23 protein-coding genes and 1 tRNA gene are annotated in these 24,429 nt (G+C 70.2%); 16 read left to right on the top strand and 8 right to left on the bottom strand.

Annotated elements, in window-relative coordinates; genetic code table 11:
* The first annotated feature begins 64 nt into the window (after window positions 1–64).
* The 4 genes from ispD to ACWA14_RS11480 are packed head-to-tail and all read left to right on the top strand — an operon-like array spanning window position 65 to window position 4,432.
* Window positions 65–1,339 (top strand): 2-C-methyl-D-erythritol 4-phosphate cytidylyltransferase, encoded by a 1,275-nt coding sequence (gene ispD, locus ACWA14_RS11495; RefSeq protein ID WP_463793563.1) that lies wholly within the window; start codon window positions 65–67, stop codon window positions 1,337–1,339.
* Between the two features lie 9 nt (window positions 1,340–1,348).
* The gene (gene cysS, locus ACWA14_RS11490) at window positions 1,349–2,752 is read left to right on the top strand and encodes a cysteine--tRNA ligase (RefSeq protein WP_463793562.1); all 1,404 of its coding nucleotides are present in this window, start codon (window positions 1,349–1,351) and stop codon (window positions 2,750–2,752) included.
* Window positions 2,745–3,749 (top strand): 23S rRNA (guanosine(2251)-2'-O)-methyltransferase RlmB, encoded by a 1,005-nt coding sequence (gene rlmB, locus ACWA14_RS11485; protein WP_463793560.1) that lies wholly within the window; start codon window positions 2,745–2,747, stop codon window positions 3,747–3,749. Before cysS ends, rlmB begins: the two co-directional genes overlap by 8 nt.
* A gap of 41 nt (window positions 3,750–3,790) precedes the next feature.
* Window positions 3,791–4,432 (top strand): NAD(P)-dependent oxidoreductase, encoded by a 642-nt coding sequence (locus ACWA14_RS11480; RefSeq protein ID WP_463793558.1) that lies wholly within the window; start codon window positions 3,791–3,793, stop codon window positions 4,430–4,432.
* Between the two features lie 33 nt (window positions 4,433–4,465).
* On the opposite strand, the gene ACWA14_RS11475 is transcribed toward ACWA14_RS11480, so the two are convergent.
* Entirely contained in the window at window positions 4,466–5,770 is a 1,305-nt protein-coding gene (locus tag ACWA14_RS11475; RefSeq protein WP_463793556.1) for a DUF4032 domain-containing protein, read from the bottom strand.
* Window positions 5,771–5,856: 86 nt separating this feature from the next.
* A complete protein-coding gene (locus ACWA14_RS11470; RefSeq protein ID WP_463793554.1) occupies window positions 5,857–6,960 on the bottom strand; it encodes an ABC transporter ATP-binding protein in 1,104 nt (367 codons plus the stop codon).
* A 229-nt stretch (window positions 6,961–7,189) separates the two neighbouring features.
* On the opposite strand from ACWA14_RS11470, the gene ACWA14_RS11465 reads away from it, so the two are divergent.
* A complete protein-coding gene (locus tag ACWA14_RS11465; protein ID WP_463793552.1) occupies window positions 7,190–8,146 on the top strand; it encodes a DsbA family protein in 957 nt (318 codons plus the stop codon).
* A 41-nt stretch (window positions 8,147–8,187) separates the two neighbouring features.
* Window positions 8,188–8,260: transfer RNA gene (locus ACWA14_RS11460), tRNA-Thr, on the top strand.
* Here ACWA14_RS11460 and ACWA14_RS11455 read toward each other — a convergent pair.
* Window positions 8,234–8,725, bottom strand: a complete 492-nt coding sequence (locus ACWA14_RS11455; RefSeq protein ID WP_463793551.1) for a universal stress protein — start codon at window positions 8,723–8,725, stop codon at window positions 8,234–8,236. The genes ACWA14_RS11460 and ACWA14_RS11455 overlap by 27 nt on opposite strands.
* 161 nt (window positions 8,726–8,886) lie before the next feature.
* Here ACWA14_RS11455 and ACWA14_RS11450 point away from each other — a divergent pair, with 161 nt between their 5' ends.
* The 3 genes from ACWA14_RS11450 to ACWA14_RS11440 all read left to right on the top strand — a co-directional run bounded on the left by ACWA14_RS11450 (window position 8,887) and on the right by ACWA14_RS11440 (window position 12,757).
* A complete protein-coding gene (locus tag ACWA14_RS11450) occupies window positions 8,887–9,552 on the top strand; it encodes a BON domain-containing protein (RefSeq protein ID WP_463793549.1) in 666 nt (221 codons plus the stop codon).
* On the top strand, window positions 9,542–11,962 hold the full coding sequence (locus ACWA14_RS11445) for a phosphoketolase family protein (RefSeq protein ID WP_463793546.1): 2,421 nt from the start codon (window positions 9,542–9,544) through the stop codon (window positions 11,960–11,962). The genes ACWA14_RS11450 and ACWA14_RS11445 overlap by 11 nt, the downstream gene beginning before the upstream one ends.
* Window positions 11,963–12,061: 99 nt before the next feature.
* Entirely contained in the window at window positions 12,062–12,757 is a 696-nt protein-coding gene (locus tag ACWA14_RS11440; RefSeq protein WP_463793544.1) for a BON domain-containing protein, read from the top strand.
* On the opposite strand, the gene ACWA14_RS11435 is transcribed toward ACWA14_RS11440, so the two are convergent.
* Window positions 12,724–13,395, bottom strand: coding sequence for a response regulator (locus tag ACWA14_RS11435; protein ID WP_463793542.1), 672 nt, complete (start codon window positions 13,393–13,395; stop codon window positions 12,724–12,726). The genes ACWA14_RS11440 and ACWA14_RS11435 overlap by 34 nt on opposite strands.
* A 108-nt stretch (window positions 13,396–13,503) precedes the next feature.
* Window positions 13,504–14,283: a universal stress protein gene (locus ACWA14_RS11430; protein WP_463793540.1), complete on the bottom strand. Its 780-nt coding sequence runs from the start codon at window positions 14,281–14,283 to the stop codon at window positions 13,504–13,506.
* Between the two features lie 147 nt (window positions 14,284–14,430).
* On the opposite strand from ACWA14_RS11430, the gene ACWA14_RS11425 reads away from it, so the two are divergent.
* Window positions 14,431–16,128 (top strand): GAF domain-containing sensor histidine kinase, encoded by a 1,698-nt coding sequence (locus tag ACWA14_RS11425; protein WP_463793538.1) that lies wholly within the window; start codon window positions 14,431–14,433, stop codon window positions 16,126–16,128.
* Window positions 16,125–16,787: a response regulator gene (locus tag ACWA14_RS11420; protein ID WP_463793535.1), complete on the top strand. Its 663-nt coding sequence runs from the start codon at window positions 16,125–16,127 to the stop codon at window positions 16,785–16,787. Before ACWA14_RS11425 ends, ACWA14_RS11420 begins: the two co-directional genes overlap by 4 nt.
* Before the next feature lie 39 nt (window positions 16,788–16,826).
* On the opposite strand, the gene ACWA14_RS11415 is transcribed toward ACWA14_RS11420, so the two are convergent.
* Window positions 16,827–17,354, bottom strand: a complete 528-nt coding sequence (locus ACWA14_RS11415; RefSeq protein WP_463793533.1) for a DUF1003 domain-containing protein — start codon at window positions 17,352–17,354, stop codon at window positions 16,827–16,829.
* A 301-nt stretch (window positions 17,355–17,655) separates the two neighbouring features.
* On the opposite strand from ACWA14_RS11415, the gene ACWA14_RS11410 reads away from it, so the two are divergent.
* Genes ACWA14_RS11410 through ACWA14_RS11400 form a run of 3 tightly spaced genes read left to right on the top strand, consistent with a single transcriptional unit; the run spans window position 17,656 to window position 20,764 of the window.
* Window positions 17,656–18,234 carry a flavodoxin family protein gene (locus ACWA14_RS11410; RefSeq protein WP_463793532.1) on the top strand — a complete coding sequence of 193 codons (579 nt, stop codon included), beginning with the start codon at window positions 17,656–17,658 and terminating at the stop codon, window positions 18,232–18,234.
* Window positions 18,231–19,706, top strand: coding sequence for an MBL fold metallo-hydrolase RNA specificity domain-containing protein (locus ACWA14_RS11405; protein ID WP_463793530.1), 1,476 nt, complete (start codon window positions 18,231–18,233; stop codon window positions 19,704–19,706). Before ACWA14_RS11410 ends, ACWA14_RS11405 begins: the two co-directional genes overlap by 4 nt.
* Window positions 19,706–20,764 carry a zinc-dependent alcohol dehydrogenase gene (locus tag ACWA14_RS11400; protein WP_463793528.1) on the top strand — a complete coding sequence of 353 codons (1,059 nt, stop codon included), beginning with the start codon at window positions 19,706–19,708 and terminating at the stop codon, window positions 20,762–20,764. The genes ACWA14_RS11405 and ACWA14_RS11400 overlap by 1 nt, the downstream gene beginning before the upstream one ends.
* 34 nt (window positions 20,765–20,798) lie before the next feature.
* Here ACWA14_RS11400 and ACWA14_RS11395 read toward each other — a convergent pair whose 3' ends face one another.
* Both ACWA14_RS11395 and ACWA14_RS11390 read right to left on the bottom strand, forming a co-directional pair.
* The gene (locus ACWA14_RS11395; RefSeq protein ID WP_463793527.1) at window positions 20,799–21,620 is read right to left on the bottom strand and encodes an ABC transporter permease; all 822 of its coding nucleotides are present in this window, start codon (window positions 21,618–21,620) and stop codon (window positions 20,799–20,801) included.
* Window positions 21,617–22,528, bottom strand: coding sequence for an ABC transporter ATP-binding protein (locus ACWA14_RS11390; protein ID WP_463793524.1), 912 nt, complete (start codon window positions 22,526–22,528; stop codon window positions 21,617–21,619). The genes ACWA14_RS11395 and ACWA14_RS11390 overlap by 4 nt, the downstream gene beginning before the upstream one ends.
* A 182-nt stretch (window positions 22,529–22,710) precedes the next feature.
* Here ACWA14_RS11390 and ACWA14_RS11385 point away from each other — a divergent pair, with 182 nt between their 5' ends.
* Both ACWA14_RS11385 and ACWA14_RS11380 read left to right on the top strand, forming a co-directional pair.
* The gene (locus ACWA14_RS11385; protein ID WP_463793523.1) at window positions 22,711–23,664 is read left to right on the top strand and encodes an ABC transporter ATP-binding protein; all 954 of its coding nucleotides are present in this window, start codon (window positions 22,711–22,713) and stop codon (window positions 23,662–23,664) included.
* Complete coding sequence (locus tag ACWA14_RS11380; RefSeq protein WP_463793521.1) at window positions 23,661–24,422, top strand: ABC transporter permease; 762 nt, start codon at window positions 23,661–23,663, stop codon at window positions 24,420–24,422. The genes ACWA14_RS11385 and ACWA14_RS11380 overlap by 4 nt, the downstream gene beginning before the upstream one ends.
* Window positions 24,423–24,429 lie beyond the last annotated feature (7 nt).

Here is a 24,429-nt window from a genome sequence, read left to right as displayed (position 1 = left end):
TCGAAGGGGCGGATGCTGCGGCATCCGCCCCTTCGTCGTCTCCGCCAGACGGTAGCGTGAGATCGTGACTCTGCTCCCCGTCCCGGACACCGCGATCATCGTCGTCGCCGCCGGCTCCGGCACCCGTTTGGATGCCGGTGCGCCCAAGGCCCTCGTCGGCATCGACAGCCACTCGATCCTGCGCCACGCGCTTGACGGCGTCTTCGCCGCGGCCCCCGCGCAGGTGATCATCGTCGCGCCCGCCGGGTTCGAAGGCGACGCCGAGACCGAAGCCCGCGAGGCGGCGGGCGATCGCATCGACCTCGTACGGGTGGTGACCGGCGGCGAGACGCGCCAGCAGTCGGTCGCCGCGGGGCTGGCAGCCCTCTGGGGTGATGTGTCGACCGTGCTCGTGCACGATGCGGCCAGAGCGCTCACGCCTCCGGCGCAGATCGATGCCGTGGTCGATGCCGTTGACGCGGCCGGCGCGCAGGTCGGCGTCATCCCCGCCCTTCCCGTCGTCGACACCCTCAAGCGGGTCGACGACGGGACGGTCGTCGCGGCGGTCGACCGCTCCGAGCTCGCCGCTGCGCAGACGCCGCAGGGCTTCCCGCGCGGCCCGCTCGAAGATGCCTATGCCGCCGCGCGGACGGCGCGGGCCGAGTACACCGATGACGCCGCGCTCTTCGCGGCGAACGGCGGAACGGTGCGGCACATCGCCGGCTCCGAGCGGGCGTTCAAGATCACCACGCCCGCCGATCTCGAGCGGGCGCGCCATCTGCTGGCGGATGCGGGTGCCCTCACGGCGGCCCCGGCGCCGGCGACCGCCCTGACGCCGACGACCGCTCCTCTCGTGCCGCGGGTCGGCATCGGTACCGATGTGCACGCGTTCGGCGGCGAGGGCGACCTGTGGCTGGCCGGTATCGCCTGGCCGGGGGAGCAGCCCCTCTCCGGGCACTCCGACGGCGACGCGGTCGCTCATGCGATCGTCGACGCGCTGCTCGGGGCGGCGGGTCTCGGCGACATCGGCGAGCACTTCGGCACCGCGCATCCGGAGTACGCCGGGGCGCACGCCGAGGTCTTCCTCGCCCGCACGCGCGAACTGCTCGCGGAGGCCGGCTTCGCGATCGGGAACGTGTCGGCGCAGTTCCAGGGCAATCGACCGCGGTTCAGCGCCCGTCGTGCCGAGGCCGAGCGCGCGCTGTCGGCGGCGCTCGGCGGCGCGCCCGTGTCGGTGACCGCCACGACGACCGATGCGCTCGGCTTCCCCGGACGTGGTGAGGGGATCTCGGTCACGGCGATCGCGATGGTGGTGCCGGCCCCGGGACTTACTCAGGGCCCTGGCGCGCTCTCCGAGTAGGCTTGAGCGGTGACACTCCGCCTCCACGACACCCGCACGCAGAATCTGCGTGACTTCGTGCCTCTCGACCCCGAGAACGTCACGATGTATGTCTGTGGACCCACGGTGCAGTCCGCGCCGCATATCGGCCACGTCCGCGCCGCGCTCAGCTTCGATCTGCTGCGCCGCTGGCTCACGCACCGGTACGGCCGCGTCACCTTCGTGCGCAACGTGACGGACATCGACGACAAGGTGCTGCAGAACGCGACCGACACCGAGCCGTGGTGGGCGCTGGCGTACCGGATCGAGCAGGAGTTCAGTGCAGCGTATGCCGGCGTCGGCATCCTTCCTCCCACCTACGAGCCGCGTGCGACGGCGTCGATCCCACAGATGCAGGAGCTCATCGCGCTCCTGATCGAGCGCGGTCACGCCTACCCCGCGCCCGACGGCTCGGGCGACGTGTACTTCGACGTGCGCTCCTGGGCGGAGTACGGCGCGCTCACGCATCAGTCGATCGATGCGATGGAGGCCGCGGAAGACGCCGATCCCCGAGGGAAGCGCACCCCTCAGGACTTCGCGCTCTGGAAGGGAGCGAAGCCCGGCGAGCCGGCCGACGCGAGCTGGTCGTCTCCCTGGGGTTCCGGTCGCCCCGGCTGGCACATCGAGTGCTCCGCCATGGCGAAGCGCTACCTCGGCGCCGCGTTCGACATCCACGGCGGCGGGCTCGACCTGCGCTTCCCGCACCACGAGAACGAGCTCGCGCAGTCCACCGCTGCCGGCGACGCGTTCGCGGAGTACTGGGTGCACAACGGCCTGGTCACCGTGAACGGGCAGAAGATGTCGAAGTCGCTGGGCAACTTCACGCTCGCCGCCGACGTGTTGGCGCTGCAGGAGCCCCTCGTCGTGCGTTACGCACTGGCGGCGGCGCACTACCGATCGAGCCTCGACCTCGGCGACTCCTCGTGGGAGGAGGCGGATGCCGCCCTCAGCCGCATCGCCACCTTCATCTCCCGCGTCCGCCGCACGCTGCCCGGTGCGCCCGACGACGCCCGCATCGGCGAGATCCCGGGCGCCTTCGCGGACGCCATGGACGACGACCTCGGCGTTCCTCAGGCGCTCGCCGTGCTGCACGACACCGTGCGACGAGGGAACACGGCGATCGATGACGGCGATCACGACGAGGCCTGGGCCGCCTTCACCGAGGTGGACGCGATGGTGCGCCTGCTCGGGTTCGACGAGCTCATGGGCTCCGGCGGAGACGTCGCCGCCCATACGACCCTGGACGCGCTCGTCCAGACGATGATCACCCAGCGTGCTCAGGCACGCGCAGACAAGGACTGGGCGGCAGCGGATCGCATCCGAGATGCGATCGCCGCCGCAGGAATCACGCTGGAGGACACTCCGGCCGGAACTCATTGGAGTATCGATGGCTAAGCCAGGGCGCCCCGGCGCGAGCAAGGGAAACAAGAAGGGCCCGCTCAAGGGCACCGGCGGACTGGGGCGCAAGGCGCTCGAGGGCCGCGGGCCGACCCCGAAGGCGGAGGATCGCGCCTGGCACCCCGCGGGCAAGCGCAAGGCTGCGGCCGAGCGCTACGCGGCGTCCGGCGGCAAGGGCAAGCCGGGGCAGCGTCAGACGGCGGGCGGCAACCCCAACCGCACGGCCCGCGCCAAGGACAACACGACCGACACCGAGGTCGTGACCGGTCGCAACTCGGTGCTCGAGGCGCTCCGCGCCAAGATCCCCGCGACGGCGTTCTACGTGGCGCAGCGCGTCGAGATGGACGACCGCGTCAAGGAGATGCTGTCGATCGCGACCAACCGGGGAATCCCGGTCATGGAGGTCACCCGCCAGGAGCTCGACCGCATGGCCGGCTTCGACGGCGTGCACCAGGGCGTCGCGATCAAGGTGCCGCCGTACGAGTACTCCCACCCGCAGGACCTGCTCGAACAGGTGATCGACCGCGGCGAGGTGCCCCTGTTCGTCGCCCTCGACGGCATCACCGATCCGCGCAACCTCGGAGCGATCATCCGCTCGGCCGCCGCGTTCGGCGGACACGGCATCATCCTGCCGCAGCGTCGATCCGCGGGCGTCAACTCGGCCGCCTGGAAGACCAGCGCCGGTGCGGTCGCCCGTACCCCGGTGGCCCTCGCCACGAACCTCACCACGCAGCTCAAGGAATTCAAGAAGCAGGGGGTCTTCATCCTCGGACTCGCGGGCGACGGCGACATCTCGCTTCCGGCGCTGCAGCTCGCCGACCGCCCGGTCGTGATCGTCGCCGGTTCCGAGGGCAAGGGGCTCTCGCGCCTGGTCCGTGAGACCTGCGACCAGATCGTCTCGATCCCCATCTCGGCGGCCACCGAGTCGCTGAACGCCGGGATCGCCACGTCCGTCGCGCTGTACCAGGTCGCGACCATCCGCGCCGCGAAGTGACGCGGCGCCCGCACTCGAACACCTGACCCAGGGAGAATCGCATGGCTCGCATCGTCGTCCTCGGAGGGACCGGCTACGCCGGTCGTCACATCGTCACGGAGGCGGTGGCCCGCGAGCACGGGGTCATCGCGATCTCCCGTTCGGAGCCCGAGGCTCCGGTCGCCGGCGCGGCGTACATCCAGGGGTCGGCGCTCGACATCGACTCGATCGCGGCGGCGCTCGACGGAGCGGATGCCGTGGTCTCCGCTCTGTCGCCCCGCGGCGACATGGCCGACAGCGTGCTGGACGCGTTGCGCGGGCTGGCGGAACGCCTCACGGGCACCGAGACGCGTCTGGGCGTGATCGGCGGCGCCGGCGGCAGCCTCGTCGCGCCCGGAGGGCCCCGGCTGTTCGACCAGGACTTCCCCGAGGAGTACAAGCACGAGGCACAGGTCGGCATCGACTCGCTCGCGCTGCTCGAGACCACACCGGCCGACCTCGACTGGTTCTTCATCCACCCCGCCGAGGTGTTCGGTCCGTGGGCCGAGGGAGAGCGCACCGGGAAGTACCGCGACGGCGGCGACGTGCTCGTGCGCGCCGAGGACGGCTCGTCGACCATCTCCGGCGCCGACTTCGCCGTGGCGGTCGTCGACGAGATCGAGCAGGGCAACCACCACCGCGAACGATTCACCGTCGGCTACTGACCTGCGACGGCGCTCCTCCCGGGGGGAGGGGCGTCAGACCAGGTCGCGCCAGTCCACGGCCTCGTCGTCGTCGGCGACCGACAGATTCCCGGTGATCACCGGGAGGCTCATGGTCTCCGTCGGCGGCCCCATGATGGTCGCCTCGTCTCGGCGATGGCGCAGCACCTCGTTGATGTAGCTCGTCAGGACCTCGGCGAGCGGCACGGAGCGTCCGTACGCCTGCGAGAGATACCAGCGGTGCTCCAGCACCTGATGGAACACCTCGGCGGGCTCCAGCTTGGCGCGCAGCTCGTAGGGGATCGCGCGGACCACAGGCTCGAAGACACGTGTGAGCCATTCGTGGGCGTACATCTCCTCGTCGACCCACTGCTTGGTCGATCGGGCGCGGAACTCGTCGAGGTCGTTGAGCAGCCGGCGCGCCTGGTTCTCCTCGACGTCGAGGCCGGTGAGCCGGATGAGGCGTCGCTGGTGGTGACCGGCATCCACGACCTTCGGCTGGATCTCGACGGCGGTCCCGTCCGGGGTCGTGGTCATCGACATCTCGTCGATGTCGAAGCCGAGAGCGTTCAGGCGCTCGACGCGCTCGGTGATCCGCCAGGTCTCGGCGGAGGAGAACGACTCCTGCGCGGTGAGCTCGGCCCACAGCGATCGGTACGACGACACGATGCCGTCGGCGATCGCGACGGCATCCACGCCGTGCTCGAGCCGTCCGCCGGCCGCGAGGTCCATGATCTCGCCGGCGATGTTCGTGCGGGCGAGATCGAGATCGTAGGAGCGCTGGCCTTCGGTGAGGCCCTCCTCGTGCAGCTCTCCCGTCTCGGCGTCCACCAGGTACGCCGCGAACGCACCGGCATCGCGGCGGAACAGCGTGTTCGACAGCGAGACATCGCCCCAGTAGAAGCCGACGTTGTGCAAGCGCACCAGCAGAAGGGCCAGGGCGTCGACGAGGCGGTTGGCGGTGTCGGGACGCAGCACGCGGGTGAACAGCGCACGGTACGGCATGGAGAAGCGCAGGTGCGAGGTGACCAGCGCGGCGGGAAGCGGGTCGCCCTGGTCGTCGGTGCGACCGGCGATCACGGCGACGCGGGACACGCACGGCACATCGAGGCGGGCGAGGTTGCCGAGCATGTCGTACTCGCGCTGCGCCATCTCCGCGGTGGTCTCCTTCACGGCCACGACGCGGCCGGAGAGATCGGCGAAGCGGACGAGGTGACGCGAGAGCCCCTTGGGAAGGGAGACGATGCGCTCCGAGGGCCAGACCGCGAGAGACGTCGACCAGGGGAGCTCGAGCAGACCGGGGTCGATCGTGCTGGCGGTGATCCGCAACGATTCCTGCATGACGCTCCCGAGGTGAAGAGGACGGACGAAAAAAGAGACGCGGCGCGGGTGACCGAAGTCAGCCCGCGCCGCGTCTGTGAATCCGATCAGGCGGAGACGACCGGCTTGTCGTTCAGACGCTCGCCCGACTCGATGTCGAAGGCGTGCACGTGGCCCGCCGACGCCGCGAGGGTGACGGTCTCACCCGCGTGCGGGTGGCTGCGACCGTCGACGCGGGCGACGAGGTCGGCGCGCTTGCCGTTGATCTCGGTGTGGCCGTAGAGGTAGCCGTCAGCGCCGAGCTCCTCGACGAGGTCGACCGTGACCGTGAGGCCCTTGCCGTCGGCGGGGCCGACGACGATGTCCTCGGGGCGGACGCCGACCGTGACCTGCGAGCCGTTGGCACGACCCACCGTGTCGCGGTCGAGGGGGACGACCTCGGAGCCGAAGCGGATGCCGCCCTCGGCGAGGTCCGCCGAGAAGAGGTTCATCGCGGGCGAGCCGATGAAGCCGGCGACGAACACGTTGTTCGGCTTCTCGTACAGGTCGCGCGGCGAGCCGACCTGCTGGAGCAGGCCGTCCTTGAGCACGGCGATGCGGTCGCCCATGGTGAGCGCCTCGGTCTGGTCGTGCGTGACGTAGACCGTGGTGACGCCCAGGCGACGCTGCAGCGACGCGATCTGGGTGCGGGTCTGCACGCGGAGCTTGGCGTCGAGGTTCGACAGCGGCTCGTCCATGAGGAACACCTGCGGCTGACGCACGATCGCGCGGCCCATGGCGACGCGCTGACGCTGACCACCGGAGAGGGCCTTCGGCTTGCGGGTCAGGTAGTCCTCGAGGTCGAGGAGCTTGGCGGCTTCGAGAACGCGGGTGGCGCGCTCTTCCTTGCCGATGCCGGCGATCTTGAGCGCGAAGCCCATGTTCTCGGCGACCGTCATGTGCGGGTACAGCGCGTAGTTCTGGAACACCATCGCGATGTCGCGGTCCTTCGGCGGGACGTCGGTGACGTCGCGGTCGCCGATGAGGATGCGGCCGGAGTTGACCTCTTCGAGGCCGGCGAGCATGCGGAGGGACGTGGACTTACCGCAACCGGAGGGGCCGACCAGGACGAGGAACTCGCCGTCTCCGACCTCGAGGTTGAGCTTGTCGACGGCCGGACGGGTTCCGCCGGGGTACAGGCGGGTGGCGTCATCGAATGTGACAGATGCCATGATGCTTCTCCTTCACCGGCAGGTACGTGCCGGACGATCCGTTGTGATGGAATCGGCGGGAGGACCCGCCGCGACCCCTCATTGGGTCGGGTTCAGTATGACATGAACCGTGCCACCTGGGTGATTCTCAGACTGACTGGTTAACATCGAACCCGGCCGCCTTCGCGGCGATCGGCGCAGGAAGCGTCGGTCGGGGCCAACCCGGACCCCCACAGACTCAAGAGGAACGATGTCGAGCGACGAAACGCCGAACGTCCCCACGCCTCGCAATTCTCGCGAGGCCGTGCGGGAGAAGGCCCAGCAGGTGCACGCCCAGCAGTCGAGGGCGCGCGTGCTGCGACGGATCATCATCGGCGCGGTGGCGGTCATCGCCGTCGGCGCGATCGGTACCGCCGTGACCCTCGCTGTCTCGGCGCAGGTCTCGAAGCCGCAGCTGAGTCCGACGGGCATGGACGGGGACGGCGTCATCGTGACCGATGTCGCCGCCGCGTCCGTCGAGGCCGGCGCCGCCACCCCGAACCCCGAAGCGACGGATGCCGGTTCGGAAGAAGCGCAGCCGGCGCCCGAGCCCACGGCCTCCGAGGGCGTCGACATCCACATCTACGTCGACTACCTGTCGCCCGAGGCGGGGGAGTTCGAGCGCGCCAACGCGCGTCAGCTCGCCGGGTGGATCGGCGAGGGCGCGGTCACGGTGAGCTACCACCCGGTGGCGCTGCTGACCGCCAGCTCGAACGGCACCAAGTACTCGCTGCGTTCCGCGGCGGCAGCCGCCTGCGTCGCGACGCACTCTCCCGAGCAGTTCTACGCCTTCAACCACGACCTGCTCGACAAGCAGCCCGAGGTCGGCAGCGACGGTCTCTCCGACGCGGAGCTCGCGGATGTCGCCGGCGCCGTCGGCGTCGACAACACCAAGGCCGTGCGCGCGTGCATCGAGGACGCGGACTTCGTGACCTGGGCGAAGGATGCCACCACGCGGGCTCTCGACGGCCCACTCGCCGGATCCGATGATCTGGAGCTGACCTCGGCGCCGATGATCGTCGCCAACGGCGAGGCCTACGTGGGCGCCCTGGACGACCCCGCGGAGTTCTCGCAGTTCGTGCTCACGGTCGCGAGCGACGCGTACTACGAGACGGCGACGCCCACCCCGGCGCCCAGCACCGAACCGACCGAGACGCCCGCCCCGTAAGTTCGGACCGGCCTCCCGCCATCGCTAAACTGGTGGCACCCGCCGACTTGGCGCAATTGGTAGCGCACCGTACTTGTAATACGGGGGTTACGGGTTCGAGTCCCGTAGTCGGCTCTCTGTGTCTTCCGTGCCCGCGGGCTCGTCGTCGCGAGCCGGGCGCGAGTGCACGATCAGCACGGGGCAGTGCGCGTGCTCGGCACAGGTGGCGCTCACCGAGCCGAGCAGCAGCCCGACGAATCCGCCGTGACCGCGGCTGCCGAGCACCAGCATCGCGGACCGGCGGCTGAGACCGATGAGGGTGCGTGCCGCAGGGCCGGGAAGCACCGCACGGGAGAACCTCTCGGGCGGCGCCGAGCCGAATGCCTCTCTGACCGCGATGTCGAGCGTCTCCTCGGCGTACTTCTCCGGCGTCCACTCGATCGCGACGTAGGGCTCGATCGGCGGGGCGGTCCACGTCGTCACCGCGTGCAGCGGCGCATCGAGGGCGGCGGCCATGCGCGCGGCGTACCGCAGCGCGTCGATCGAGGATTCGGATCCGTCCACGCCGACGACGATGCGGTCCGCAGCTGAGTTGTCCATGCCGTCACTGTGATCCGCGCCGGCGTGGGGGAGCGGGACGAAGGTCACATGACCGCACCGCGCGTCCGCTCGCGGGACCTAGGGCCTGAGGATGCCGACCCTTCGGAGGGACCCTGGGGGCACGCGCACGACGTGCGCCCGATCTGAAGGGAAGAACGATGATGGCTCTCGCGACGGACAGCGACCTGGATGTGCAGCTCCTCGTCATCGACGAACTCGAATGGACCCCCGACGTGGATGCCGCCGGCATCGGCGTCGCTGTGGAGGACGGCACCGTCACCCTGTCGGGCGAGGTCGACTCCTACGCGGAGCGCCTCGCCGCGAAGCGCGCCGCCCGCCGGGTGCGTGGAGTGCGGGCCATCGTCGACGACCTGACGGTGCATCCGCGGACGGCCTGGCCGCTCACCGAGACCGACATCGCGAAAGAGGTCATGCACGCCCTCGACGTCGCCGCGAACGTCCCGGAGACGGTGCAGGCGGAGATCCACGGGCACAGCGTGACGCTCACGGGTGAGGCGCAGTGGGACTTCCAGCGCACGGCGGCCACGCGCGCTGTGCAGTACCTGCGCGGCGTCTACTCGGTCACCAGCATGGTCACACTCGCATCGCGCCCCTCGGCCGTCGGCACGGAAGACCAGATCCGCAAAGCACTCCTGCGCAACGCTCAGCTCGAGGCCGAGCGCATCCACGTCCGCACCGAGGGGAACACCGCGATCCTCACGGGAACCGTGAAGTCGTGGGCTGAACGCCGTCAGGCGGCCAACGCGGCCTGGGCGTCGCCCCACGTCACCGACGTGGACAACCGGATCACCGTCAGTGGACTCTGAACGGGACGCTGCGCAGGAGCTCCCGATGCGGACGCTCCAGGCGCTGAACTCCTGGTGGCGAGCGGCCAACTACCTCTCCGTCGGGCAGATCTACCTGCTCGACAATCCGCTGCTGCGCGAACCTCTCCGTCGGGAGCACATCAAGCCGCGACTGCTCGGACACTGGGGCACGACCCCGGGCCTCAACTTCGTGTACGCGCACCTCAACCGGGTCATCCGGGAACGGTCGCTCTCCACGATCTACATCGCCGGTCCTGGCCACGGAGGCCCGGGCATGGTCGCCAACGCCTACCTGGACGGCACGTACAGCGAGGTCTACAACTCGATCGACCGCTCGGAGGACGGACTGCGTCGGCTGTTCCGCCAGTTCTCCTTCCCCGGCGGCATCCCGAGTCATGTGGCCCCCGAGACTCCGGGGTCGATCCACGAGGGCGGCGAGCTGGGCTACTCCCTCTCCCATGCCTACGGTGCGGCGTTCGACAACCCCGACCTCCTGGTGGCCGCCGTCGTCGGCGACGGCGAGGCGGAGACCGGACCACTGGCCACGGGGTGGCACGGCAACAAGTTCCTCGATCCCGTGCACGACGGGGTGGTCCTGCCGATCCTGCATCTCAACGGCTACAAGATCGCGAACCCCACGGTGCTCGCCCGCATCCCCGAGGCCGAACTGCTCGAGCTCATGCGGGGGTACGGGCACACCCCCTACCTCGTCTCCGGCGGGTTCGACGGGGAGGACCCGATCGACGTGCACCGCCGGTTCGCGCGCGTGCTCGACGAGGTGCTCGACCAGATCGCGCGGATCAAGGCGGAGGCGCAGGCCGGCACCCTCGACACGCGACCGGCGTGGCCGATGATCATCCTGCGCACGCCGAAAGGGTGGACCTGTCCGCGGGAGATCGACGGACATCCGGCGGAGGACAACTGGCGCTCCCACCAGGTGCCGCTCCGCGATGCGCGCGACACCGAGGCGCACACGCGACTCCTCGAATCCTGGATGCGGTCGTACCGCCCGGAAGAGCTCTTCGACGAGGACGGGGCTGTCGTCGCATCGATCACCGCGCTGGCGCCCGAGGGCGATCTCCGGATGAGCGCGAATCCGAACGCGAACGGCGGTCTGCTGCGGAAGGACCTGCGGCTGCCGGACTTCCGCGACTACGCGGTCGACGTGCCGGCCCCCGGAGCGTCGCAGAGCGAGGCGACGCGTGTGCTCGGGGTCTGGTTGCGTGACGTGATCGCGGCCAATCCGCGCGACTTCCGCATCTTCGGGCCGGACGAGACGGCCTCGAACCGGCTGGACGCGGTCTTCGAGGTGACCGACAAGCAGTGGAACGCGGAGTCGCTCCCGATGGATGCCGACAACCATCTCGCACCGACCGGGCGGGTCGTGGAGATGCTCAGCGAGCATCAGTGCCAGGGGTGGCTCGAGGGCTATCTGCTGACCGGCCGGCACGGGCTCCTCACCTCGTACGAGGCCTTCATCCACATCGTCGATTCGATGTTCAACCAGCACGCGAAGTGGCTCAAGACCACCCGGGGCATCCCCTGGCGCCGACCGATCTCCTCCCTCAACTACCTGCTCAGCTCGCACGTCTGGCGCCAGGACCACAACGGCCTCTCGCACCAGGACCCCGGGTTCATCGACCACGTCGTGAACAAGAAGGCGGATGTGGTGCGCGTCTACCTGCCGTTCGATGCCAACACCCTGCTGTCGACCTACGACCACTGCCTGCGCTCGCGCGACTACGTCAACGTCGTCGTCGCCGGGAAGCAGCCGGCCCCGAACTGGCTCTCGATGGACGCGGCGATCGAGCACTGCACCCGCGGACTGGGACTGCTCGAGTGGGCGGGCTCGGAGCAACCCGGCGAGGAACCCGACGTGGTCCTCGCCGCGGCCGGAGACGTGCCGACCCTGGAGGTGCTGGCGGCGGCATCGATCCTGCGCGCCCGGATCCCTGGGCTGAAGGTGCGCGTCGTCAACGTGGTCGATCTCATGCGGCTGCAGAGCGAGGGGGAGCATCCGCACGGTCTCGACGACCGCGAATACGACGCGATCTTCACTGCCGACAGGCCGGTCATCTTCGCGTATCACGGCTACCCGTGGCTCATCCATCGGCTGACCTACCGGCGGCACGGACACGATCAGCTGCACGTGCGCGGGTACAAGGAGGAGGGCACGACGACCACGCCCTTCGACATGGTCATGATGAACGACATCGACCGGTTCCGCCTGGTGATGGACGTGATCGACCGGGTTCCCGGCCTGGGCGCGAGAGAGGCGGGGCTGCGTCAGGAGATGCAGGACTCCCGGGTGCGTGCACGGGCGTACACGCGTCGGCACGGCGAGGATGCGCCCGAGATCGCGCACTGGAGATGGTCGACGACGCCGCCGACGCCGACGCCACAGGGGTGACACCTCGACGGGACCAAGGGCTCTCCTCCCCTGGCAGGCGAGGAGCAGACTCATCCGTGCATCCGGGCACACGGGTGTCGACACAGGAAGGCCACGACCATGGCGACCACGGCGCACATCGACGACCGGGACATCCAGAGAACCGTGCTGCAGGAGCTGCAGTGGACCCCGGACGTCGATGACGCGGGCATCGGGGTGGCGGTCGAGGAGGGGACGGTCGCGCTCTCGGGAGAGGTCGACAGCTTCACGGAGCGTCTGGCCGCCACTCACGCGGCACTGCGTGTGCGGGGAGTGAGCGCGGTGATCGACGACCTCGTCGTGCGCTCGGCGCACGGGCAGCAGATCACCGACACGGACATCGCCCGCGAGGTGGAGCACGCCCTCCGTGCCGCGAGCGATGTTCCGCTCGGCGTGAAGGCACTGGTCGGTCACGGCGACGTCGTCCTCGTCGGCGAGGTCGAGTGGGATCACCAGCGTCGCGCGGCGAAGCGCGCGGTCCAGCACCTGAAGGGGGTGCGCGCCGTCACCAGCAGGATCACGTTGACGGCGCGGCCCTCCGCCGAGGACGCTGCGGAGCGCATCCGCGGCGCGATCGTGCGCCATGCACAGCTGGATGCCGGCACGATCGGCGTGTCCGTCGCCGGGACCAGGGCGACCCTCACGGGAACCGTGCGGTCCTGGCCGGAGAAGAGCCAGGCGGCCGAGGCGGCGTGGGCGTCGCCGCACGTGACCGACGTCGACAACCGCATCGAGGTCGACCGCTACGGGCCGGGTCGGTCCACCGATCCGTCGTGAGCACCGGAGCGATTCTTCCGTTCGGTGTGGAGGATGGCGGCCTGGGTGCGGCGCTCGAGGCCGAGCTTGCTGAGGAGTGACGAGACGTAGTTCTTCACGGTCTTCTCCGCCAGGCCGAGACGCGCGCCGATCTGCCGGTTCGACAGCCCTTCGGCGATCAGTGCGAGGATCTCCCGCTCCCGCTGGCTCAGCGCGCCGAACCGCGGATCCTCGGTGTCGGCCGTGCTCAGACCGCGTGTCACGCGGTGGACCATCGACGGCTTCAGCAGCCGTCTGCCGTTCGCGACGGCGCGGATCGCGTCGACGAGATCGTCGGTGCGCAAGGTCTTCACGAGGTAGCCCGCCGCGTCTCCCAGGAGCGCGGCGAACAGGGCGTCGTCATCGTCGAAGGCGGTGAGGATCAGGCACTGCACGCTCGGATGCTCCTGGCGGATGCGGCGGCACAGATCGATACCGCTGCCGTCGGGCAGATGCACGTCCAGCACGGCGACATCGGGCAGAGTCGCCGCGATCCGTGTGATCGCCTCACCGCAGGTCGCGGCCTCGCCGACCACCGTCAGGTCGGAGTGCGCTTCGAGCAGGTCGGAGATGCCTCGGCGCACCACCTCGTGGTCGTCGACGAGGAAGATGCGGAACATGCGGGCACTCCGATCCTGGAATCGCGTGGATGCGGACCGAGATGTGCTCGCCGCGGGTGAGGACAGGGTACCTCGCGGGAGGGCGCCCGGCGGGGCGCGGCGCCGTCGTCAGATCACGGGAGCGTGGCGCACGATCAGGACCGGAGCATTGATGTTCACGAGCACGTCGTGGACCACGGACCCCAGTGTGCGGCTCGCACCCGAGGAGCGCCCGGCACCGATGACGAGAAGGGACGCGTTGCGGGACGCATCCAGCAACGCTTCGGCGGGTTGTCGGGCACTGGCCCGTGCCCACACGCCCGCGCCTGGCCGTCGGCTCATCGCGACCGCCTTGGCGCGCTCGAGCACGTCCCGCCCGATCGGGACTGGTGCCGGAACGATCCCGGCGAACGACGAGTGGACCAGTTGCACGCGCTCCTCTCGCGCCGCCGCCTCGTCCGCGGCAGCGCGGACGACGTGGGACATCAGGTCGTCGTCCTTCACGCCGGCGACCACGCCCGCCCGGAAGCGCAGATCGACCTCCGGGACCACCGCGACGGTACAGGGCGCGAGCGCGACGATCTGCAGCGTCAGCGTGCCGAACACGCGGCTGCGGATGAACCCGGTCTTGCCCGTGCCGATCACGAGGATGTCGTCGGGGCGGAGGAACTCCGCGACGGCCGCAGGGATCGGGGCCGCGGGGAGGGCGATCGTGCCCGCCGCATCTGTGCCCGCGATCGTGATCGCGTGGGCCCCACGAGCGTCCGGGGGAGCGCCGCGGTCGCCGGAGCTCCCGACCCTCACCCGGACGAAGGCCGATCCCGACCGCGCGGCGTGCGAACGCGCCCATGAATCCGCCGCCTCCGCGGGATCAGCGCCCCCGACCCCGAGTACATATCGACCGGGCATGTCATGCCGCCTCTCTCCATGCCGCTCCCCGCGGAAGCGCGACACCCATGGTGCGATGCGCGGTGCCGCCGACGGAAGAGTCCAAGGTCCTTCTACGCGGCCGGACACTGGTATATCGTCGGCAGGGGCGGCCCAAAAGGGGGTGCGATGGACGACGAGAATCTCGAGTTCCCCGCGCGGCGGCGGTCGGAACTGGAGAACACGATCGGGGAACTCGTGGATCGAGCCCACCTGGTCCTCGCCACTCAGGGGCGATTGCAGAGTCTCCTGCGGGCGAATCAGGTGGTGGTCGAGAACCTCGAGCTCGAACAGGTGCTGCGTCACATCGCCGAAGCGGCTCTGTCTCTGGTGGACGCACAGTACGCGGCGCTCGGCGTCATCGATCGCGACGGCCTCCTCGAGCAGTTCATCCACGTCGGGATCCCCGAGGACGTGGCCTCGGAGATCGGTCATCTGCCCGAGGGGCACGGCATCCTCGGCGCGGTCATCGAGAGTGAGCATCCGATCCGCCTGGAGAATCTCGGGGACGACCCGCGGTCGGTCGGTTTCCCCGCGCATCATCCACCGATGCGCAGCTTCCTGGGCGTGCCGATCCGGGTGCGCGGCGAGATCTTCGGAAACCTGTACCTCACGAACCGTGCGGGTGGCTCGTTCACGGATGAGGACGAGGAGCTCGTGCTCGCCCTGGCATCGACGGCGGCGATCGCGATCGACAACGCGCGTCGGTTCGAGGAATCACGACGGCTCCAGCGGCTGAGCAGCGCGCTCGCCGAGATCAGCGCAGCGCTTCTGGCGCCGGATTCCGGCGACGTGTTCGGCGTGCTGGCCGAGCGGGTCGCCGCGTTGGTCGACGCGGACCTGGTCTGCATCGTGGTCCCCGACCCGCTCACGGAGGGGTACCGCGTCGAGACGGCACGCGGGATCGGGGCGGAAGCCGTCGAGGGCGCCGAGATGCACGGTGTCGATTCGGTCGTCTCCCGGGCCATGCGCAGCGGGGGCATCGTGGCATCCGAGGGATCGGTCGACCCGTTCTTCGCGCGGACGCCGTTCACCGGAGGATCGACGGTCGCCGTTCCGTTGATCGTGGCCGGAGCGTCGGCCGGTGCCCTGTATGTCACCCGCACGGTGACCGGTCGGCGCTTCTCGCCCGAGGACCTGTCGACCCTGGCGGAGTTCGCGTCGCAGGCCGGCCTGGCGCTGGCCCTCGCCCAGGCCCGTACCGACCGCCAGCGCCTGGACGTGATCGAGGATCGCGCGCGCATCGCCCGCGATCTGCACGACAACGTGATCCAGCGGCTCTTCGGCACCGGGCTCGGCCTGCAGGCGCTGGCGGCGAAGGTGCCCGCGCACGCCGCGAGCATCGCGGCTCAGGTGCGCGAGATCGACGCCGCGATCGCCGACTTCCGCACGGCGATCTTCACCCTTCAGACATCCGACCCCGGATCCGTGCGCCATCGTCTGCTCGACGTGGCGAACGAACTCGCGCCTCTCCTCGACAGCGCGCCCCGGATCGCCTTCGCCGGTCCGGTCGACCTGCTGGTCACCGGCGCTCTCGCCGAGGATGCGGTCGCCGTGGTGAGGGAATCGCTCACCAACGTCGCCCGTCACGCGCGGGCGACGGTCACGGAGGTCAGCGTCGCCGCGACGGCGTCGCACGTCACGATCATCGTCGACGACGACGGCATCGGGATACCCGAGAATCCGTCGCGCGCCAGCGGGACGGGGAACCTCGCCGCTCGTGCGCGCGCGCACGGGGGCGTCTGCAACATCGAACGGCGCCGCACGGGGGGCACGCGGGTGCGGTGGCACGTTCCGCTGGAATCGGGGCCGGAGGTCGGAGGATGACGCGGGTCTTCCTGGTGGACGACCACGAGATCGTGCGGCGCGGGGTGATCCGCATCATCGATGCCGACCCCGAGCTCGACGTCGTCGGGGAATCGGGCGGGGTCAAAGGCACCCTCGGACGCATCGCCGCGACGTCTCCGGATGTGGTCGTGATCGACGTCCACCTCCCTGACGGGAGCGGGATCGATCTCTGTCGGATCATCCGCTCCGAGCATCCCGAGATCCGCTGCCTGATGCTGACCGCGTTCGACGATGATGCGGCGAGCATCGCCGCAGTCATGGCGGGAGCATCCGGGTACGTGCTCAAGACGATCGAAGGAACCGGCCTCGTCGAGTCGATCCATCGTTCCGCGCGAGGCGAGAACCTCATCTCGGCCGAGATCTCCGCCGGAGTGCATCGCCACCTCGAGGCGCGCGCGCTCGCGGCGCGCTCCCCGTCGGTCGACCTCGCGCTGCGGGAGCGTCAGGTGCTGCGACTGATCGCGGAGGGGCTCACGAACCGCCAGATCGGGGAGCGTCTCGGGCTGGCCGAGAAGACCGTGAAGAACTACGTCTCAGGGCTGCTCGCCAAGCTCGGCATGGAGCGGCGCACCCAGGCCGCGGTATACGGGGCGGCCGAGCGACTCGCCCGAGGACCGGCTGACGGCGGGCGGGACTGACGCGCGTCGGCCTGTGGGCCGGCATCCGCCAGCGGGCGGTCAGACGTCGCGGAGCGGACCCGCGCGGTCGAGATCGGACGCAGAGGATACGCCTGTCTGCTGCGCGTGCAGCCGGCGCAGCAGCGACAGCTGGAGGCGGTTGATCTCCATCAGCTCCTCGAGCTCGCGCTTGGCCGCCACGTTCGTCTCGTAATCGTGCCGCGCGAGGACCGCCGCGATCGCATCCTGGCGCTTCGCCGCGATGAGGAGGATGGCGCCCTGGAGTCCGGCGAGCATGCTGAGGAAGAGGTTCAACAGGATGTACGGGTACGGATCCCAGGAGAAGTCCATCGCGTTCACGAAAGCCCAGGCGAGCATGAAGGCGAGGAAGCATCCGATGAACAGCCACGAACCCATGCCGTTGCGCAGGGTGTCGGCGGCGCGTTCACCCCGAGTGAGGGTCTCCGCGTGCTGCGTGTGCCAGTTCGTCGTGGGACGCCCCGGACGCTCGTCGTCGTCGCCTGCGCCGATGGCGTCCGTGATCGCTTCGCGGTGATCGTTCGGATCGTCGTGATCGAAGATCGTCATCGTCTCCTGCCCTTCTCCGGTGTCGGTCTCGGAGCCTAGAGGCGTCCGAGGCGGGGAGAGAGGCACAAGGTCCTCCGGCGGAGGTCGGGCCGCTGCCTCCCGGCGGGACGTTCGGCCCACGGAAGGCGACGGTCGAGGAGGAACGATGGCGGAGCCGGGGGAACTCAGCCCACTCTCGAAGGAGCATCATGACCGACTCGATCCTCGCCAGCCGCCCGACTCCCGTCGGTCCGACCGACCTGCACCTCCCGCCCACGCAGCCGATCGACATCGGCGCGCTGATCCGTATGGAGGAGGGACAGTGACCGCCGCCGCCGCATCGCGGCCCCGTCCGGTCGTCACGATCGTCGTCGAATCGCTGTTCGGGAACACGCGGCAGATCGCCGAGGCGATCGCGGACGGCATCCGCGAGGAGCTGCCGGTCTCGGTCATCCCGGTCGGCGAGGCCTCGGCACTCGCCGAGTGCGAGGTCCTCCTCGTCGGGGCGCCGACCCATGCGCATTCGCTGAGCAGCCCCGCGTCTCGGTCCGAAGCCGAACGGTGGGCCCGCGACCCCGCGCGGCATCTGCGTCTCGCCGTCGACAGCGACGCCACCGGCGTCCGGGAATGGCTCGAGCACGCCCCGTCCGCGTCACTCGGCTCCGTCGCCTTCGACACCCGGGTCGACATGCCGCGCATCTTCACCGGATCCGCCGCCACGGCGATCGCGAGACGGCTGAAGAAGCGCGGACTGCACGAGATCGTCTACCCCGAGAGCTTCCTGGTCGACAAGGACAGCCGTCTGCTGCCCACGGAGCTGGACCGCGCGCATCGCTGGGGTCGTGAGATCGCGGGCGCCGCGCTCGCGCGGGACGCGCACGCGCTGCCGGTGCAGGGATGAGCGGGAGGCGGCGGCGCTCCGCACGGAGCGCGGAGGGGGCGACCCTCGCCTTCCTCGGCGCCGCCGACACCGTGACCGGCTCGCGCTATCTCGTCACCGACGACTGCTCACGGGTGCTGGTCGACTGCGGGCTCTTCCAGGGATTCAAGGTGCTGCGCGCGCGCAACCGTGGCGCGTTCCCGGTCCCGCCCGGCTCCGTCGACGCCGTCGTCCTCACCCACGCGCACCTCGACCACTCCGGATACCTGCCGGCACTCGTGCGTGACGGGTTCCGCGGACACATCTACGCCAGTGCGGGCACCCTCGCGCTGTGTCGGATCATGCTGCTCGACAGCGCGCATCTGCTCGAGGAGGAAGCGCGCCACGCGGCGCGACACGGCTGGTCGCGGCATCAGCACCCCGAGCCGCTGTACACGGTCGATGACGCGCTCGCCGCGCTGGACCGGTTCGTCGCCGTGCCGCCCGGGACCGAACGCGCGATCGCCGGTTCCGTGAGCGCACGCTTCCTCCCGGCCGGACACATCCTGGGCGCCATGAGCGTCTACCTCGATGTCGACGACCGCCGGCTCTGCTTCACCGGCGACCTGGGCCGCCCCGATGACCCTCTCATGCGCCCGCCGCATCCGTTCGACGGTGCCGATGTCCTCGTCACCGAGTCCACCTACGGCGATCGACGCCACAGTCGCACCGAGCCGCAGACGCAGCTCCGCGACATCGTGCGCCGGACGGTCCGCCGAGGGGGTGTGGTGCTGATCCCGGCGTTCGCGGTCGGGCGCACAGAGACGGTCCTGCTGCACCTGTCCCGTCTGCGCGAGCGCGGCGAGATCCCCGATGTGCCCATCTTCGTCAACAGTCCCATGGCGGTCAGTGTCGCCGACGTCTACCGCGAGCATGTCGACGAGCATCGCATCGCGCCGGAGGAGGTCGAGCGTCTGTACTCCGTCGCGACGCCGGTGCGCAGCGTCGACGAGTCGAAGCTGCTCAATCTGCGCGGCGGTCCGATGATCATCGTGTCCGCGAGCGGAATGCTCACCGGTGGCCGCATCCTCCACCACCTCCGCGCCTATGGTCCGGACAGACGCAACACCATCGTGCTGACCGGGTTCCAGGCCGGGGGGACGCGCGGGGCGCGGTTGCTGGCGGGCGAGCGCAGCCTGCGGCTCTTCGGCGCCGATGTGCCGATCCGGGCCGAGGTCGCGGTCATCGACTCGATGTCGGCGCACGCGGATGCCGATGATCTCATCGACTGGATGCGGTCGGGCCCTCGGCGGCCGGATGCCGTCTACGTCACACACGGAGAGCCGGCCGCGGCGGATACCCTCCGGCTGCGGATCGAACACGAGCTGGGGTGGCCGGCGCGGGTTCCCGAGCACGAGCAGGAGGTGCCGATCTCCTCGAGGGACCTTCGGCCCGCTGCGCCCCCACCGCCGGCGGGAGACTTCTCGAACAACCATCTCGTCAAGGAGGAATGATGCGCGCAGCAGTCGTCACGGAGTTCGGTGCACCGGCAGAGGTCGAGGAGCGCTCGATCCCGCAGCCCGGCCCCGGACAGGTCCTGGTCCGCCTGGAGACCTGCGGTCTGTGTCACACCGACATCCACGCCATGCGGGGCGATTGGCCGGTCAAGCCGCACCTGCCTCTGGTCCCCGGTCATGAGGGAGTGGGCATCATCGAGGGGATCGGCGAGGGCGTGACCACCCGCACGATCGGACAGCGGGTCGCGATGCCGTGGCTCGGTCACGCGTGCGGTGACTGCCGGTACTGCATCGACGGCCGGGAGAACCTCTGCGAGCAGCAGTACAACAACGGCTACGCCGTCGACGGCGGATTCAGCGAGTACATGCTCGCCGACGCGCGCTTCGCCACACCCGTTCCGGACGGCATCACGGCTCTGGATGCCGCACCGCTCACCTGCGCCGGAGTCACCACCTACGCGGCGATCAAGAACGCCCACGTCACCCCGGGGGAGACCGTCGTGGTCTTCGGTGTCGGCGGCCTCGGGCACCTCGCCGTGCAGTACGCCCGCCTGGTCGGGGCGAAGGTCATCGCCGTCGACGTCACCGACGAGAAGCTGGATCTGGCCACCGAGCTCGGCGCCGATCATGTGATCAACGCCCGGGAGACCGATCCGGTCGAGGCGATCGGAGCCCTCGGCGGTGCGGATGCGGTCGTGGTCCTGGCCGTCGCCCCCAGCGTCTTCGATCAGGCGTTCCGCGCGCTGAACCGCGGCGGACGGCTGGTGCTGGTGTCGCTGCCCGCCGGGGGCGAGTTGACCATCCCGATCTTCGACACCGTGCTGAAGGGGATCAGCATCATCGGCTCGATCGTGGGCACCAGGCAGGACCTCGCCGAGGTCTTCGCGCTGCACGCCGCCGGGCGCACGCGGGTGGTCACCGAATCGCGCGAGCTGCATCAGGTCAACGCCTCCGTGGAGGAGGTCCTGGCCGGGGCCGTGCCTGCGCGACTCGTCTTCCAGTACCACACCGCCGACGTCGTCCCGGTGCGAGATGCGGCGGGCGTATCGGGGTGATCGCGGCTCGCCGGTCTCGCACCGGCGACGAGGGTCAGGCGTCGCGCGTGCGCAGCACCGCCCACGCGGCGAGCGTGGTCGCCACGACCCAGGCGACCAGCGTCAGCCACGCCTCCCCGTCGACGCCGGAACCGGAGGCGGGAAGGATGGCGTTCTGTGCCGCGACGGAGGGGAGGCGGTTCGCCAGTTCGGTGACCCACTGCCACGACTCGCCGGCGAAGGAGAAGAAGTTCGCCACGATCGGCAGCACGAAGAGGAGTCCCACCGTCGCCGCGATCGCTCCGGCCCCGGAGCGGAGGAGGAAGCCGAAGGCGACCCCGATCAACGCGAACACCGCCATGGAAGCGGACGCGAAGACGATCGGCAGCAGCGAGTGCGTCGGATCGGACCAGTCGATGCTCTGACCGCGGGCGCCCACGATGAGTCCGACCGCGAGGGCGGCGCCGAAGAAGATCAGCAGCGACGAGACGAACAGGAACAGCGCGAGCACGACGGCCTTGGCCGCGAGCACCGAGCCCCGCACCGGGTTCGCCGTGAGGGTCGAGCGGATCATGCCGGTGGAGTACTCGCCGGTCACGGAGATCGCGCCGAGGATGCCGGCGAGCAGCATCGTGAACTGCACCGGTAGCACGACGGCCTGGATGGCGTCGAACTCGGGGATCGAGACGGACTGGGCGATCAGCGCCGCGATGCCGATCGTCAGCAACGCCGTGATCCCGATGGACCACCACGTCGAGCGCAGGGTGGAGAGCTTGATCCACTCGCCGCGCACAGCACGGGGGAACGAGAGAGAGCCGGTGTTCGTGGCGGCGCCGGCGGAACCGGAACGGGTGCGGGAAGCGACCTGGGTGCTCATGCGATCTCCTGGGAGCGGTACTCGACCGCGTCGCCGGTGAGCGCGAGATACGCGTCCTCCAGCGATCCGGTGGCCGGGGTGAGTTCATGAAGGGGGATGCCGCGATCGGCGGCGAGGTCGCCGATGCGGGCGGCCGGCAGGCCGACGATGTCGAGGAGGTCCGGCGCGATGCGCACGATCTCGACGTCAGGCCCTGCCACCGCGGCCGCGAGATCGGCCTCTCGCGGCGTGCGCACGCGCACGGTGTTCCTGGTCCAGGCCCGCACCAACTCGTCGAGCGGAGCATCGGCGAGCACGGTGCCCCGGCCCATCACGATCACGTGATCGGCCGTCTGCGCCATCTCGCTCATCAGGTGGCTGGAGAGCAGCACGGTGCGTCCTTCGGACGCCGCGCGCCGGGCGAACTGCCGCACCCAGAGCACGCCCTCGGGGTCGAGGCCGTTCACCGGCTCGTCGAGGATGAGGGTGTGCGGGTCTCCGAGCAGCGCCGACGCGATGCCGAGCCGCTGGCCCATGCCCAGGGAGAACTTCCCCGCGCGTCTGCGGGCGACGGAGCCGATGCCGGCGAGATCGATCACCTCGTCGACGCGCGACGTCGGGATGCCGTGGGTGGCGGCCAGGGACCGCAGGTGGTCGCGGGCGGTGCGCCCGGTGTGCACGGCCTTGGCGTCGAGGAGCACGCCGACCTCGCTGAGCGGGGCGGGAAGCTTGCGGTACTCGCGCCCCGACACGGTCACGCGGCCGGACGTCGGGCGGTCGAGACCGACGATCATCCGCATCGTGGTCGACTTGCCTGCCCCGTTCGGGCCGAGGAAGCCGGTCACCGTTCCGGGCTGGATCGTGAACGAGACATCGTCGACCGCGGTCTTGTCTCCGAATCTCTTCGTGAGGCCTTCTGCTGTGATCATGGCTTCCACGCTACGGATCCGGCGCGGTGCGGCGCGTCCCTCGGAAGGACGACCTGCGCCGTGCGACGTCATCCTGTGGACGGATGCTCCCGCCGCCGGCCGCGCTCGGCATGACGGATGTCATACCGAGGATGTGACATCCGCCTCCGGCGTCGACGGCCGGCGCGCGGTTGGCTGGAAGCATGAGCCGCACCGCCACCGTCATCGCCCCCGCCGATCATCCACCGGCCGCCACTCCCGCCGTCGAGCTGACCGGGATCGTCCGGCGCTTCGGGCAGGGCGCGAGCCGCGTCGTCGCGGTCGATCACATCGACCTGCGTATCGAGCGGGGGGACATCGTCGCCCTGCTCGGGCCGAACGGTGCCGGCAAGACCACGGCGATCGACGTGCTGCTCGGTCTGTCCGAACCCGATGAGGGAAGCGCTCGCGTGCTGGGGATGGATCCGCGCCGCGCGGTGGCCACCGGCCGGCTGGCGGCCGTGCTCCAGACCGGAGGGCTCCTCGCCGACCTCACGGTGCGCGAGACCGTCGCGGTCGTGGCGGGACTGCACGGCGCGAGTGCGCGCGTCGACGAGGTGATCGGGCGGGCCGACCTCTCCACCATCGCTCGCCGCCGTGTCGGAAAGTGCTCGGGCGGAGAGAAGCAGCGGGTGAAGTTCGCTCTCGCGCTGCTGCCCGACCCCGACGTGCTCGTGCTCGATGAGCCGACCGCGGGCATGGACGTCACGGCACGCCGCCGGTTCTGGGAGGCGATGCGCGAGGACGCGGATGCGGGGCGGACGATCCTGTTCGCCACGCACTACCTCGAGGAGGCCGAGCAGTTCGCCCGGCGGACCGTGGTCGTGCATCACGGGCGTGTGGTCGCCGACGGCTCCACCGCGCACCTGCGGGCCTCGCTGGGCGGGCGAACGGTCTCGGCGACGCTGCCCGGCACGGCGGCGGCGGCCCTGATCGATGAGCTGCGCGCCGATCCGGACGTCGGGGAGGCAGCGGCGGACGCCGGCCGGATCACCGTGCGCACGGCCGCATCCGACGCCCTGGCCGGACGGCTGCTGTCCCTCGGCGCCACCGATCTGGAGATCGTCGCTCCCACGCTCGAATCCGCCTTCACCTCACTCACGGAGGACCCGTCATGACGACTCTCGTCGCACCCGCTCTGTACCGCACGGAACTCGTGCGACAGATCCGCAACCCCTACACGCTGGCCTTCACCCTCGCGATACCCGTCGCGATGTACCTCCTGTTCGGGGCGAGCATGTCGTACGCGACGCAGAGCGTCGGCCATGCGAACGTCTCGTTCTACGTGATGGTCTCGATGGGCGCCTACGGGACGGCGACGGCGATGAGCTCGCTCTGCTCTCTGGCGGCATCGGAGGTCGGACAGGGGTGGGGCAGGCAACTCGCGCTCACCCCGCTGACGACACTGGGTTACGCGGCGACCAAGGTGCTCGCCGCGGTGTCGTTCTCCGCGCTCGCCGTGGTGTTCGTCTACGCGGCCGGCGCCGCCACGGGCGCCGAAGCCGACGGCACCTGGCGGTGGCTCGCGGCCGCCGGCATCACGCTCGGGCTCGGCCTCGTCTACGGGCTCTTCGGGCTCGGCGTCGGCCTGGCGTTCAACTCCGACTCCGCCGCGGCACTCGCCTCGATCTCGATCACCTTCTTCGGCTTCTTCGGCAACGTCTTCATCCCGCTCGACGGAGCCATGCTCGACGTCGCGAAGTGGACACCGATGTACGGGTATGTCGCGCTCGTCCGGTGGCCGGCCACCGACGGCACTCTCGTCGCGGGGGGCGCCGATCCGCTGTGGGGCGTGCTGCTGAACATCATCGTGTGGGCGGCGCTCTTCTCCGCACTGGTGCGGCTCGGCGTGCTGCGCTCCCGTCGGCGTCGTTAGGCTGAGC

Source organism: Microbacterium sp. TW_SC_2 (assembly GCF_055361165.1).
This window is presented reverse-complemented; position numbering and strand designations above follow the sequence as displayed.